Raw genomic sequence first — 14,531 nt, forward strand, 5'->3', positions numbered from 1 at the left:
TCACCATGGTGCGTGCGGCGCACCCTACAATTACATAAGCACAGCCTCATTCCCGACCCTCCCTTTATTGGTTATGCTTAGGATGATTTTCAACTAAACTGTCAGGAAAGATTCCCATTGAACCTGGAGAAAAATAGTCGCATCGCCGCCTGGACTGTTGTCACACTATTGCTTTTTATAGCGCTTAACAATCACCTTCTTCCGGCACTGCTGGCGGGGTTGCTTGTCTATGAGATGGTTCACCTGCTCGCTCCGCGCATCCGATTAAAACGGCTGCAAGGCGGCAAAGCCAAGATTGCAGTAATTGCCCTGATTGCTGCTTTAATCGTTGGCGGACTAGCGGCGTTGATCGTTGGGGCGGCGGTGTTTTTTCGCGGCGACGCCGAAAACATTCCAATGCTTCTACAAAAAATGGCCGAGATTCTGGAAAGTTCCAGAGCCATGTTGCCGATCTCACTGGTGCAATATCTTCCAACCAATGTGGACGGACTTAAAGATACCGTTGTTCATTGGCTGAAGGAGCATGCCGGTGAGTTGCAAACAGTAGGAAAGGAGACGGGCCGCATGGCTGCGCACATCCTGATCGGCATGATCATCGGCGCGCTGATTTCGCTCAGGGAGGTTACGGAGGATCACAGGCATGGGCCGCTTGCATCCGCGCTCATCGAGCGCGCGTCGCGCCTTGGCGCTTCGTTCCGCCGGGTGGTTTTCGCCCAAGTGAGAATTGCCGCGCTCAACGCTACCTTTACCGGGATTTATTTGGCCGTTATCCTGCCTTTGGCGGGCGTTGACTTGCCGCTGGTCAAAACGATGATAGCGCTCACCTTCCTGCTCGGACTGCTGCCTGTGATCGGGAACCTGCTGTCAAACAGCATCATTGTCATCGTCAGCCTGAGTCTATCGGTTAATGTTGCCCTCGGGTCTCTGGCGTTTTTGATTGTGATCCACAAACTGGAATATTTTCTGAACGCGCGCATCGTGGGAACGCAGATACGCGCCTCCGCCTGGGAGTTATTGCTGGCGATGTTGGTAATGGAATCCATCTTCGGCTTGGTCGGCGTGGTGGCCGCGCCCATTTACTATGCCTATATCAAGGACGAGCTGGCGGCGAGAAAGCTGATTTAGCTCGCGCACAATTCATGGGTAATCCGGCTCAAAAACGCAAGGCCTCATCCAGCGCCTTACGCAACGCGTCCTGATCCTGCGCTCCACTCTCGCCATTAACAATGCCCAAACGGCGGCCATCACGCGCAAACAATATCAGGGAGGCGCTAGGCACCTGGTATTTTTCGGAAAATGCCAATCCTTCCCTGGTGTTGGCATCGGCAACACGAAATTCTATCCGATCAGCATATTCGCCCCGTACCTTATTGATCATCGACATGAGGTTCATGCTCTGCACGCCCTCCTTGTCATGCACCATCACAGCCACATTTTTTCCTTGGCCGATAACGGATAAATCCTCACTGAAGCCACGGGGCAGCATAACCACCACAAACGCGAGCGCCGCGACAATCAGCAGCATCGTCAGCCATTTCGACCAGGGTTTATTTATCTTTTTCGCATCACTCACAGCTCATCCCTCACGCTAAATTTGAACAACACACGACGATTGATAGGCCCGTTAACGCACCCTGCGCATCAACAACACCCCCGCCACAAAAAACACTGCCACGGGAAACACAGCACTGAACAACGGATTCATGTCATACACCAGGCCAACGTAGCCGAAGGTCTGGTTGAACAGGTAAAACCCGATGCCTACCAGCGCGCCGACCAGTATTCTTTGCCCTATGCCCACCGAACGCAGCCCCCCGAACACGAAGGGGATGGCGAGAAATACCATCACGCCAGTGGCGAGTGGCGAGATGACTTTTTTCCAGAAGGCGAGCTCGTAACGCTCGGCACTCAGACCATTGTCATGCAGATAATCAATGTACTTATACAGCCCCCACGCCGAGAGCTTTTCGGGCTTGACCGCGACAACACCAAGCACCGTAGGACTGAGTAGTGGACCCCATTCCGCACGCAGCAGGTGATCAGTGGTTACACCGCTTTCGCTGATCGTGCTGCGCTCAACATCCTGCAGCAACCATTTGTTGTTCTGATACGAGGCCGCGCCTGCATGGGTCACTACCTGCAGGCGTTGCCTGACATCAAAATCATAGACTGAAATATCACGCAGATTGCTGTCGGGGAGGATGTCGCGTACATGAATAAAGCTCTGGCCATCACGCGCCCAGAAGCCGGTTTTCGTTTTCAGGGATATGCGTTCCGCCAGCGCGCTGGAGCGCATGGTTTGGGCGTATTGTTCAGCTCTTGGAGCGATCCATTCTCCAACAATCACAGCTGCAAGCATGAGCAACACGCCCACCTTCATCACCGACAAAATAATCCGCGCCATGGAGACACCCGCAGCGCGCACCACGATCAACTCGCTGTTGCTGGCGAGCGTACCCAGACCAATCATGCTGCCTATCAACGCCACCGGCGGGAACAACTGGTAGATAAGGCTGGGCAGCGTGAACAACACATACAGCGCGGCCTGCGGCAGGCCGTAGTTACCCTTGCCGACGGAATCCATCTCACCAACAAAATTGGCGAAACAAAATAGCGCAAGGAATACCAGCATCACCACTACGGTATGACTGGCGACGGTAACGCCGATATAACGGTCGATTATTTTCATAGTTTCACCGCCCTGCCTGTGGCTGTAGCGAAAAACCACTTAATACCCACCTGCTGCAACAACAAGACCGCAATACCTAGCAGCAGCAGGCCATGCACCCACCACAAGCCGACCCCGGCAGGCACCACACCACGCTCCAGCCACGCGCGCGCGACGCCTAGCAGATTGTTATACACCACATAAATCAGTATCCCGGCAAACAGCTTGGCATAACGACCCTGACGCGGATTGCTGCGGCTTAACGGCACTGCCAGCAGGGCCAGCAGCACGGCAGAGACGGGCATGGCGATGCGCCACTGAATCTCCGCGCTCGCGCCCGGCTCGGTTGATTGCCATAATGCCTGCGTCGGAACCGCTGCCAATTGGCGCATGGTGGGCTCCACCGCCTTTTCCTCGACGCGAACGGCATGTTCTTTATACTGGACGATCTTGAAATCAGCTTTGCCGGGCGCGCCTTCGTAGCGGTAGCCGTTCACCAGCACAACAAATCGGTCGCCGGTTTTGGGGTCGGTACGCTGATAGGCGCTGGGCGCCGTGATAATGGTTTGCCTGCCCTTCTTCTCGCTCTGGATAAACACGTTATTCATCGCTCGCCGGTCTGGCGCCAGGCTCTCGATATAAACGATCAAATCCCCAGTGGTGGATTCCCTGAAACTGCCGGGTGTAATGGTGCTGATGTCCGAAGCCGTTTTGGCGCGATCCATAAGCTGATAGCTGCGTTCCTCCGCCCATGGCCCGGCATACAGCGACACTCCTGCCACGAGCACTGCGAACAGCAGACCAACCCCAAGGATATTCCTTAGCATCCGCCCCGGCCCCACCCCGCAGGCGGCCAGGGCTGTCATTTCGCTGTCTTTGTACAAACGTCCAAAGGCGAGCATGATGGCCAGATAGAGGGCCAGCGGCAACAGCAGCACCATGGCATTCAGCGACTTCAGCGAGAGCAGCTCGACCACCATGCCGGCTGGCAAGGCGCCCGCATCGGCCTCGGTCAGAAAACGCACAAAACGGTTGCTGACGTAAATGAGGGACAACACGCCCGTCACCGCCAATAGCGTTTGCAGCACTTCCTTCAATAAATAACGTTCAATTATCAACAGGTCACACCCGAAAGGAAAAATGCGTTCTCTATATGGAAAAAGGGGGTATTTCAGGTAAACTTGAAATCAGGCCTATTTTATAAAGTTTTCCTTATAGCCTCCGCTATCAGGATAAACGTCAAACGTCAAAGAAATACAATTATCCACTGGTTTATAGCCATTTGTCTTTAGGAGTTCGGCATGGAGTTCACAGTAAAAAGCGGCGATCCCGAAAAACAGCGCACAGCCTGCATAGTAATGGGGGTGTTCGAACCACGGCGGCTCTCACCCGTGGCGGAGAAACTGGATGACATCACCGGCGGCTATTTGTCCAAATTGATCCGGCGCGGCGACCTGGAGGGAAAGATCGGCCAGACGCTGCTGCTGCACGATGTTCCGAATACGCTGTGCGACCGCATACTGCTGATCGGCTGCGGGCGCGAGCGCGATCTGGGCGACACCCAGTATCGCAAAATCGTCAACACCGCTGTCAACACCCTGAATGAGATCGGCGCGATGGAGGCCGTGTGCTATCTGACCGAACTGCACATTAAGCAGCACGATGTACCGTGGAAGGTACGCCAAACGGTGGAGGCCGCGCAAAACGCTCTGTACCGTTTCGATCAGCTCAAAAGTAAAAAAGACACCGAGCGCCGCCCGTTGCGTAAACTGGTGTTGAGCGTGCCGAGTCGCCGCGATCTAACAGAGGGCGAACGGGCACTTGAGGTCGGGCTCGCTATTGCCGCGGGCGTGACGCTGACCAAAGACCTGGGCAACCTCCCTGCCAATATTTGCACACCCACCTACCTAGCCGAGCAGGCCAAGGAACTGGGCAAGCGTCACAAGAACATCAAGGTCGACGTGCTTGAAACCGCCGACATGGAAAAGCTCAAAATGGGCTCGCTGTTATCCGTGTCACGCGGCAGCGATCAACCTCCGAAGCTGATCACCCTCGAATACAGCGGCGGTAAAAAGCATGACAAGCCCGTGGTACTGGTCGGCAAGGGCGTCACCTTCGATTCCGGCGGCATTTCAATCAAGCCCGCCGACAAGATGGACGAAATGAAATATGACATGTGCGGCGCAGCCAGCGTGCTGGGCACCTTGTCCGCCGTGGCCGAAATGAAACTGCCCATCAACGTGGTCGGCATCATCCCCGCCACGGAAAACCTGCTCAACGGCCAGGCCACCAAACCAGGCGACATTGTCACCAGCCTGTCCGGCCAGACCATTGAGATCCTTAACACAGACGCAGAAGGCCGCCTGATCCTGTGCGACGCGCTGACCTATGCCGAACGTTATGAGCCGGACACAGTCATCGATATCGCCACCCTCACCGGCGCCTGCGTCATTGCCCTTGGCAGGCACGCCAGCGGCCTACTGAGCAATCACAGCCCCTTGACACACGACCTGCTCAACGCGGGCAAGGCCAGCGGCGACCGCGCCTGGGAGCTACCCCTGTGGGATGAATACCAGGATCAGCTCAAAAGCAACTTTGCCGACATGTCCAACGTCGGCGGGCGCGAGGGCGGCACCATCACCGCCGCCTGCTTCCTGGCGCGTTTCACCAAGAAATTCCATTGGGCGCACCTCGACATCGCCGGCACCGCCTGGCTGTCAGGCGACAAAAAGGGCGCCACCGGACGGCCCGTGCCGTTGCTGACACAGTATTTGATGGATAGGTGTGCGGAGAAGCAGGTATAGCGGTAAAAAACGACCACACCACGGGGGGGTATGTTGCATCCAACGTAGGGTGCGCCGTACCCGTGAAGGGCACAATGTGAAGGGCACGTTATCCCCTGCACGCTGACCAAGTGGCCCAATTCGTGGATGACGCCTGCGAAACCGGCACCGACTGCCGCGCCACCTCCGCCAAGCTATACACCCGCTATCAGGGCTGGGCGATGGATGCCGGAGTGCGGCGGCAACTCAACCGCAACAATTTCACCGGGCGGCTGAAACGGCTGGGCTATGCGTCGGGGCGGAGAACGAGCGGGGCGCGGATGATTGCGGGGGGGGGGAAGCCGAGGCAAGAGGTGGGTAGTTATGGCGCAGTGAAGGAGGGGGTGAAATGTCCAGATTTATCCTTATTCTTCTAGCCTGCCAACCAGAAATTGGCGCACAATTTCCACTTCGTGACATAAAAAATAGTGATGACAGGGGAATTTGTGAGCATGGATTTTTTTCAATTCACCATTCAACGGCTTGTGCTGCACAAGGTTCAGCCGCGCCAAAATCGTGCTCCAGTTGCTCCTGTTTATGGGCAGGGGCTTGTGAACATGGGGGCGGATGGGCTGCAAACCCTCCAGAATCGCATCGTCAAGGCCATGGGGAACGATTCTCGTGGGGTTGAAATGGCGATAGCCCAACATGGCGCGGGGAGTTTTTTTGCCACAGCCACGGGCCTGTTGGAATCTGATGACGTTTCATTTGTTGACAGGTCAAAACTCATTGCCGATATGCTTAACGTTGCCCAGGCAACCCGCGATTTACCAGGGGGCGCTCTGGTAGTCATGACAGGCATAACGGGCGCGAACGCAGCGCGTTTTCTGGCAGTGATTAAGGCGGAAATGCAAGACGGCTTTGATCTTGAAGAGTCCGAACAAGGGCTAACTGTTCAATATCTCAGCAATTTGATGCTGACCCCAGCGCAGCGCTTTTACAAGATCGGGCTGCTACTGGAACGCACCTACAATGAAGCTGGCGAGGAAGGAAGAGCGCCGGGCGATTTTGCCGCAATTTTGTATGACCAACAAATGAGCGCACAGGAAACCCGCTCGGCAGCCCAATATTTTTACCGGACCTTTCTTGGGTTCGAGGTGATGGACACCAGCAAGAAGCTGACCCGCGATTTCTTTTTGTTTACGCGAGAATTCATTACTGGCCGCGATCTTGACACCGAGAAGAAGCTAGACCTTAACGATGCCTTGCGCGTCATGGTCAAGTCTGATCAGACTTTAACGCTCTCGTCCGCCGAGTATGCCGATTCCTACTTGGCCTTTGACGAAGACACCCGAGACGATTATCTGCAATTCATGCAAACCAAGGGTTTTCCTGCTCAGGCGATTAGCAAGGACACTTCCTTGCTGGGCTCGTTGTTGAAGCGCCGCAAGGTTAAGTTCACCAGCGATGTCACCCTAACCGCTCCTGCCGACCAGTTCAAAGACTTAATACAGATCGAGGAAAGCGGCGCGGATTCAACCCTGGTCAGAATCAAAGGCAAGTTAAGGTCAGAGGAATGACCGAAGCAGACTTCATTGAGCGTTTTGAGAAAGATGCCCCAATGCTGGAGGCGTGGGGACGTTTTGTGGCCAAGGCAATCTGCGACAAACTTGGTGAATTACTGCCAGAATCTGAATCTGTTGAGACTTTTCTAAAACTTCCGGTTAGTCCGCGTGTAAAAACAGTGGAGTCGGCAATAGAAAAAGTTTTCGTTCGCAAGCCCTACCAAAACCCTTATGAAGACTTGAGCGATAAGGTCGGCGTCCGCTTTGTCGTTCTGCTTACCCAGGACATTGATAAAATCACTGGCGCCGTGGAATCAATCGAGCATTGGGCGGCATCAAAGGACAAGGACTACGAAAAAGAGCAGGAACAAAATCCCGAATCTTTTGATTACCAGTCCGTTCATTTTGTTGTTCGCGCCAAGCAGAACTTGCCAGTAGGCGGAATAACTGTACCGGCGGGTACACCCTGCGAAGTGCAGGTTCGCAGCCTCATGCAACATGCCTACAGCGAGCTTACCCACGATGCCACCTACAAGCCCAAGGCGGCAGCTACACCACAGGTTAAGCGCTACATGGCGCGCAGTATGGCGTTGATTGAAACGACCGACGAGCTTTTCTGTACCGCAAAAAAACAAATAGATATTGCAACAAGCCCAGAAGACGCCATTCTCAGGGATATAAAACGCCTATATGAAGTTTTGATCGGCGAAAGGGCTATTGCCACAAAAACCGAACTGGAACTTATTGACGCCTACCGGGAAAAATTCGTACCGGAAACCGCTTCAGAAATTCAGCAGTTTTTACAGGCTACCCCGGCACTTGTTCAATTGATAAAAGATCGTCGCACAGGGAATATCCTTTATCGGCAGGCCGCTATTCCGGTTGTTTACTATCTCGTGTCTGCGCGCAGCAAGTTCACAAAAGCCCAGTGGCCGCTGGGGAGCCGGGAAAAAGACCTTGAACAGATATTTACTGACTTGGACCATTCCTACACCACGGATTAGAAATAGGCGGAGTGACGTAAGTGATGCGGTGTTCTACATTTCTCCAATTTATCGCGTAGCGGCTTATTTAGTAGTGGCTCATCTGATGCACAGCCATGTAAGGGAAGATATGTAGGGGATAGCGTCACTTGTGTCACTGCTGGCTTTTTTAGGCAAAATATTCGTATGATGCACAGTGCAAATGGTTCTGTGCGCCGGCAGAAATTCAGAGAACACATTGGAACTGGCCTCTTTGACCATGACGGGACCAGCAATTTCAGTAGGTAAGAAAACGATGCTTCAACAACGCGAACAATTCAAAGCGGCGTTCATGCCGTACCTGCGACAGTTCATTCAGCAGGCACAGCTAGAGAAACCAGAACTTACCCAAGTGCCAGTCCCACCTGAACTTGGGCATATTTGTCAGGTCCACGGCATCGCCATGAAGACAAGCTTCGGAATGGGATCGCCCACCGTAATTCCCTGGATGGCATGTTTTTATCCCGGACAAACAGCGAGCAAGGAAGGTGTCTACCCTGTCATCTTGTATCGTCGCGATAACCACACGTTAAGCGTTTGCTATGGTGTGAGCGCCACAACCCAGGCGGCAGAAGGCGATTGGCCGAGGGAGTGGCCAGCGGAACTTGTTCAAACCCTGCCATTTTTTGGCCATAAAAAATATGGCGAATCGCACGAACTACGGCTTTTTCAAACTGATGAAAGAGAAGATTATTCGGGAATCACAGACGCATTCCTGCACGTCATGGATGATTATCTCACCTTGCCCAGAGCAACGCCAACACTGGAGCCGTTAATGTTGGAAATTTCCTTGCGAGCATTTCGAGAGCAATCACATGCAAGCTTTACTCGGGCGGGGTTGCGAGTTTCTGATAGCCTGTTGCTCCGTTTTGCCGCATCACTCCTCGCCAAGCGTTTCCTCATCCTCACCGGCCTTTCCGGCTCGGGCAAGACAAAGCTTGCTCACGCCTTCGCCGCCTGGATTTCGGAGACCGAAGACCAGTACCGCCTCGTTGCCGTAGGCGCGGACTGGACCACGAACGAAAACGTGGTCGGCTACCAGGACGCGCTGCAAACCGGCATTTACCGCAAGCCGTCCAACGGCGCGCTGGACGTGATCCTGCGTGCGGAGAGCGACCCGGCGCGCCCCTACTTCCTGATCCTGGACGAAATGAATCTTTCCCACGTGGAGCGCTATTTCGCCGATATTTTGTCCGCTGTTGAATCGGGGCAGGAAATCGCACTGCATTCGGCGGCGGGGAACCTGAAAGCGAGCGAGGACGACCCCTTGCCGGTGCCGCCCAAACTCCGCCTGCCGGACAACCTGTTTATCGTCGGCACGGTGAACGTGGACGAAACCACTTACATGTTTTCGCCCAAGGTGCTGGATCGCGCCAACGTAATCGAATTTCGCGCCACCGCTGACGACATCGCCGCGTTTCTCGATGCGCCGTCAAAGGTGGACATGGCCGCGCTGGCCGGCAAGGGCGCGGCTTTCGGCCCGGCCTTTGTAACGGAAGCCAGTGCGGACGCGCAACTGGACGGCGCGACAGCAGCGGACCTCAAGGCACGGCTAACGGAGATTTTTGGCGCGCTTGCCCCGATTGGCGCGGAATTCGGTTTCCGCACCGCGTATGAAATTACTCGCTTCACCCATTTTCACGCCAAGCTGGCTGGCAGCGGTTGGCAGTTCAAAGATGCCCTGGATGCCCAGGTGCTGCAAAAGCTGCTGCCCAAGCTGCATGGCTCGGAACGCAGGTTGGGGCCGGTGCTGAAAGCGTTGGAAGCGTTTTGCACGACGCATCAGTGCGATGACAGCCTGAAAAAAATCCGCCGCATGCAGGACCGTTTGAAAGACGGCTTCACCAGCTTCGCCGAGGCCTAAGTGGCAGAGCCGCTTCCCGAGGCACTGGAGTTTCTGGACGAACGCGGCAACCCTGTCGCAAGCCTGGAACTTTACCCGCCCGATAGCCCGGCCAACGCGTTGGTGCGGCTGGAAGATGCGGAAGCCAGGGAGGCCGGAGAGGAGCCGGTGCAGCTCATGGAAGGGCTGCGCTACGAATACGCTTTTGTCGGCCCCGGCGCTGATAACCTGCGGCTGGAAGAAGAATTTGGTAAGGGCGCGGTCGAGCCAAGCGGCATCAAGGGGCTGGCACACTGCGGCAGCATCGCCACCGGCCTGAATACCGGGCGGCTGGCTCTGGTGGTGCGCGATGCGGCGGGAGAAATTGCCGGGCGCGCAGCGCTTGAGGTACGCTCGCGCAAGGTCACGTATCGTTACGACTACCGGCGTATGCTGGAAGACATCACCGATCAATGCGTGGCTCTGCTCATGGAACTGCGCGCCCCTACGGCCATGCGCGTAGCGCCCGACCCTGGCCGGACACCGGACACGTTGCACCAGCGCTTTGCCTTTTTGCGCGGCCTGCTTGGCTCGCGCCAGTTTCGGGATGCGCTGCACCGCATTACTACCCACCCCCACCGGCGCTGGGAGCCAGAAGAATCCGTCCACGACATGCGGCGAGGCTTCAAGCCCGACGCCAGAACACTGCGCCAGCTTGCCCGTGCGCCCAGGCGGGTGCCGCTCCCGTCCGGCCACCCGCTGGCGAAGATCATTCCATCCCTGCCCGAGCGCATTTCGCTCCACCGCAACGCCCAGACCGAGGACACGCCGGAAAACCGCTTTGTCAGGTTCGCGCTGCAAACCTTTTCCGGTTTCCTGAACCGGATGCGCCTCAAGCTGGAAGAAGTCGGCAGCGCTGCCGACACGCGGCTGCAAGCGGAAATCGCCGCGCTGGAAAACCAGCTCGAAACGGCTTTGGCGGCAGACGTGTTCCGCAGCGTTTCCGACCCGGACATGCTGCCGCTGGGTAGCCCTGTTTTGCAGCGCAAGGAAGGCTATCGCGAGGTTTATCAGGCGTGGCTCAAGTTCGACATGGCGGCGCGCCTGGTATGGCACGGCGGCGATGACGTGTACGGCGCAGGCCAGCGCGACATCGCCACGCTGTACGAATACTGGGTTTTCTTCAAGCTGCTGGACATCGTTTCGGCGGTGTTCAAGCTGGAAAAACCTGCCGCCCATGCACTGATCGAAGAAACTGCGGACGGCTTCGGCCTCAAGCTCAAATCCGGCGAGCAACTGGCGTTCGATGGCGTAACTTTTGGCGGTGCTCGTCCGCTGCGAGTGCGTTTCAGCTACAACCGCAGCTTTTCTCACAATGCCGCGCCGGATCGGGTTGGATCGTGGACCGAGCGCATGCGCCCGGACTACTCGTTGAGCCTGTGGCCGGCAGAGTTTTCCGAAGCAGAAGCGGAAGCTCAGGAAATCATGGCGCATGTGCATTTTGATGCCAAATACCGCATCGACAACGTGGAGCAGCTTTTTGGGCGCGAGGACGAAAGTTTGGGTGCCGCTGGCGTGAATAGTGACTTGGCTGAAGAAAAGCAGGAGCAGCGCGAAGGCCGCTACAAACGCGCCGACCTGTTGAAAATGCACGCTTACCGCGATGCCATCCGCCGCACCCAAGGCGCTTATGTGCTCTACCCCGGCGATTCATCGCGCCAGTGGCAGGGCTACCATGAAATTTTGCCAGGGCTGGGCGCGTTCCCGCTCAAGCCCGGCAACGGCGCACAGGAAGTGGAAAACTTTATCCGCGAGGTTGTCGCCCACGCATGCAACCGTGCGACTGCGCGGGAGCGCCAGAGCTACCATACCTACCAAACGCAGGAAGCGCCAGCGAGCTATGCGGTGTTGAGCAAGTTGCCCGAGTTTGATGGCGCTACCCGCAGGCGCGCGCAACCTCCTGCCGAAACGCATGTGCTGGTTGGTTGGTACAAGGACGAGGCACATTTGAAATGGGTGCTGGCCCAGAAGCTATATAACTTCCGCATGGACACGAAAGCTGGCTCGCTACGGCTCACGCCGGAAGTTTCAGGCGCACAGTATCTGTTGCTGCACAGCTACAAGGGAAAAACGAGTTCCGGCCTTTTCCATGTCGCCAAGGAAGGACCGCGCGTGCTTTCACGAGAAAAGCTGAAGGAAAAGGGCTATCCCGGCGCACCATCCCAACCTTTCTACCTAGTCTATAACGTAGTGCCAGCGCCCGGATTTGATGGCTACGAATGGGATTACTCGAAACTGCCCGAGCGCCTGCAAAATCGCCAGTCCGCCGAGCCGCAAACAGTCACGCTCGACGAGTTGATGGCAGTAGCCAAGGAGAACCTGCTGGCTGGCGCTGGGGGCGGCTGACGTGGGATCGCGCAAATACCCTGTGGCAGTCAGAGAAGTTGCAGGGGCTTTGAAATACCGCTATCACGATTTCGACCATTACAACCTTAAAGACCCGCTGGACGAGCTGCTGTTCATTATTTGCAGCACGAAAACCGAAGAAGCGAGCTACCGGAATTCCTTTCGTGCCCTGAAAGAATCTTTCCCCACCCACCTCAAGATCGCCGAAGCACCAGCCGAATACATCGCCCAGACCATCGCAAGGGGCGGATTATCCAACCAGAAAGCCAAAGCCATCCGCAATCTGCTGGATGCTGTCGTGGCACGGTTTGGCGAACCAAGCCTCGAACCACTGCGTGCGATGAGCGATAAGGAAGCGGAAGATTTTTTGCTGTCGTTGCCCGGTGTCGGCAAGAAAATCGCGCGGTGCGTTCTGATGTACTCGCTAGACCGGCAGGTTTTCCCGGTTGACACGCACTGCTGGCGCATCGTCCGGCGACTGGGATGGGTCAGGCCAACGCAAAAAGACCGGCATTGCGCGCCGCGCGACATGGACCGCCTGCAATCCAAAATCCCCCCAGAGCTTCGTTACTCGCTACACGTGAACATGATTTCGCTAGGGCGCGAGATTTGCACTGCGGGTGCACCCCGTTGCGATGAATGCCCGTTAGCCGACTGGTGCCCCAAGATTGGCGTGGCTCGTGGCAAGGGAAGGGGGAAATAGTAGCGCTGAAATAGGCGGAGGACTGATCGGTAGCGCTGAGGTTGATTCGGAAAATGTGAGACTATGCGGCGCTGCTGGAAGACTCAGTAGCCGATGGCTCGCGGGATACCAGCGAAACGTCAATCTCGCCATTCTTGATGTTTTCCCTGCCACTAATCGTGACGCACTGATCGGTATTGAACACCTCCAACACATCGTCGAAAAATTCCTGCGGAAACCGGCAAACGTGATCTTTGCTGTCGTCCGTTTCTCGCAGGGTGAAGGACAGATCGTCCTTGTCGAGCTCGCGCACCAACCCTGTGACTTTGGTGATTCGCTCCTGGGATACGCGCGCTTTGCCAAGCGCCCGACGTACACGCTTTGATGTGTCACGGGTGAGCTGATAACGGGCGTGACCAGCACGGAAAATCCGGCCACGTAGCTCCACAGACTTGACGATGCCCGTTTGCGGCGGCACAAGCTTTTCGAGTGCTTCCAGCAGGTCAATGTCCAGCGGTTCGTTGTCTTCTTCGGGCTTGGCATCTATGGCCCACGAAAGTGCTTGCTCCAACAGCTTGCCGATTTCATCGAACTCACTGCCAAGTTCTTCCGGGGCTTCGCCTGCGCCCAAATTCAACTGCTTGCGATCGGGAAGTCGAAAGGCAATCTCGAAGCTGTTGTAGGCAACACCTTGCATGGGCAAGTCGTAGAATTGTCGGATAACATTAGCCTTGCGCCCTTGCGCGCGCGCCGCCTGAAATACTCGCCCAGCTATCTTTTTGAGCGCCGTTGTCGCGCCATCGACCACTTGCCGTATCACGCTGGCGGGTACGGTGCCTTCGCCCAAGCCGTCGCCAATCGCACGAAGCACAAAAACAGGTTCAAGGTGCGGCCACAGCATCACGCCCGGCCGCGGGAGAGTATCTACAGGCGCATCGGCTAGCGTACCCTTCCAGGCCGCAACAGGATTGCCGTCATATTGCGTATCGAGAAACCACACCCAAGGTTGATTAAGGGCGTCGCGGACAGATCGCACGCCTGATTTCATCAGATCAATAATGCTCGTGTTAGTTGGCGCGACGATGTACCGGCACAAGCCATCCTGTTCATCAGCCAAATAAAACAGCAGTTCCCCCATGACACTGCGCGCCGTGAAAATGCGCGGCCCATCAAACTCGTAAAGAATCTCCTCCGGGGAAATTCCCTGGAAACTTTCTACGTCAAATTGTGGAGCGGTTACCGTCCAATTCATTTTATTGAGCACCTACGCATACGAACGGGGCTACCCGATCAATACCATCATACGGCCACCAAGTGGTATGCGTTGGAAGTGTACCCTTGGTAAGAAGCGTCTTGCCGTGACCCGAATTGAGTTCACCACGGCAAATCAGCTTGCCATGCTTCGGAAATAACTCGGTTTGGTGAATGGCATCATCCAATGTCCTCAATAGGGACAAGCCAGCGCGCTTGCACGGGTTTGCCTTCGGGGCTGCGCCGCGTTCAGAATAAGACTTGAAATCATCCACGCCCGGTGGGTTATTGCTGACGACACGAAAACACTCGCCCTGCGCGTCTTGCGCATTGGCGGGAGGGCATTCAGGAGG

At 55.9% G+C, this 14,531-nt stretch carries 12 protein-coding genes; 8 read left to right on the plus strand and 4 right to left on the minus strand.

Annotated features, from left to right (window positions below; translation table 11 throughout):
• The first annotated feature begins 117 nt into the window (after positions 1-117).
• The gene (locus M3A44_12415; protein MEQ6342417.1) at positions 118-1,125 is read left to right on the plus strand and encodes an AI-2E family transporter; all 1,008 of its coding nucleotides are present in this window, start codon (positions 118-120) and stop codon (positions 1,123-1,125) included.
• Positions 1,126-1,153: 28 nt separating this feature from the next.
• Here the strand turns inward: M3A44_12415 and M3A44_12420 are convergent, their stop codons facing one another.
• The 3 genes from M3A44_12420 to lptF are packed head-to-tail and all read right to left on the minus strand — an operon-like array spanning position 1,154 to position 3,786.
• On the minus strand, positions 1,154-1,573 hold the full coding sequence (locus M3A44_12420) for a hypothetical protein (protein ID MEQ6342418.1): 420 nt from the start codon (positions 1,571-1,573) through the stop codon (positions 1,154-1,156).
• Positions 1,574-1,624: 51 nt separating this feature from the next.
• On the minus strand, positions 1,625-2,689 hold the full coding sequence (gene lptG / locus M3A44_12425) for an LPS export ABC transporter permease LptG (GenBank protein MEQ6342419.1): 1,065 nt from the start codon (positions 2,687-2,689) through the stop codon (positions 1,625-1,627).
• Entirely contained in the window at positions 2,686-3,786 is a 1,101-nt protein-coding gene (lptF, locus tag M3A44_12430) for an LPS export ABC transporter permease LptF (protein MEQ6342420.1), read from the minus strand. Before lptF ends, lptG begins: the two co-directional genes overlap by 4 nt.
• A gap of 183 nt (positions 3,787-3,969) precedes the next feature.
• Between lptF and pepA the strand changes: the two genes are divergently transcribed.
• The 7 genes from pepA to M3A44_12465 all read left to right on the plus strand — a co-directional run bounded on the left by pepA (position 3,970) and on the right by M3A44_12465 (position 12,948).
• Complete coding sequence (pepA, locus tag M3A44_12435) at positions 3,970-5,472, plus strand: leucyl aminopeptidase (protein ID MEQ6342421.1); 1,503 nt, start codon at positions 3,970-3,972, stop codon at positions 5,470-5,472.
• 110 nt (positions 5,473-5,582) lie between these two features.
• Positions 5,583-5,867, plus strand: coding sequence for a primase-like DNA-binding domain-containing protein (locus M3A44_12440; protein MEQ6342422.1), 285 nt, complete (start codon positions 5,583-5,585; stop codon positions 5,865-5,867).
• Positions 5,868-5,942: 75 nt separating this feature from the next.
• Entirely contained in the window at positions 5,943-7,010 is a 1,068-nt protein-coding gene (locus M3A44_12445) for a nucleoid-associated protein (GenBank protein ID MEQ6342423.1), read from the plus strand.
• Complete coding sequence (locus M3A44_12450) at positions 7,007-7,999, plus strand: (p)ppGpp synthetase (protein ID MEQ6342424.1); 993 nt, start codon at positions 7,007-7,009, stop codon at positions 7,997-7,999. The genes M3A44_12445 and M3A44_12450 overlap by 4 nt, the downstream gene beginning before the upstream one ends.
• Before the next feature lie 274 nt (positions 8,000-8,273).
• Positions 8,274-9,881, plus strand: a complete 1,608-nt coding sequence (locus M3A44_12455; protein ID MEQ6342425.1) for a DUF3578 domain-containing protein — start codon at positions 8,274-8,276, stop codon at positions 9,879-9,881.
• Positions 9,882-12,245: a DUF2357 domain-containing protein gene (locus tag M3A44_12460; GenBank protein MEQ6342426.1), complete on the plus strand. Its 2,364-nt coding sequence runs from the start codon at positions 9,882-9,884 to the stop codon at positions 12,243-12,245.
• Position 12,246: 1 nt separating this feature from the next.
• Entirely contained in the window at positions 12,247-12,948 is a 702-nt protein-coding gene (locus M3A44_12465; GenBank protein MEQ6342427.1) for an endonuclease III, read from the plus strand.
• Between the two features lie 61 nt (positions 12,949-13,009).
• Here the strand turns inward: M3A44_12465 and M3A44_12470 are convergent, their stop codons facing one another.
• Positions 13,010-14,179, minus strand: a complete 1,170-nt coding sequence (locus M3A44_12470) for a hypothetical protein (GenBank protein ID MEQ6342428.1) — start codon at positions 14,177-14,179, stop codon at positions 13,010-13,012.
• Between the last annotated feature and the right edge of the window lie 352 nt (positions 14,180-14,531).

The organism is Gammaproteobacteria bacterium, from assembly GCA_040183005.1.
GTDB lineage: Bacteria > Pseudomonadota > Gammaproteobacteria.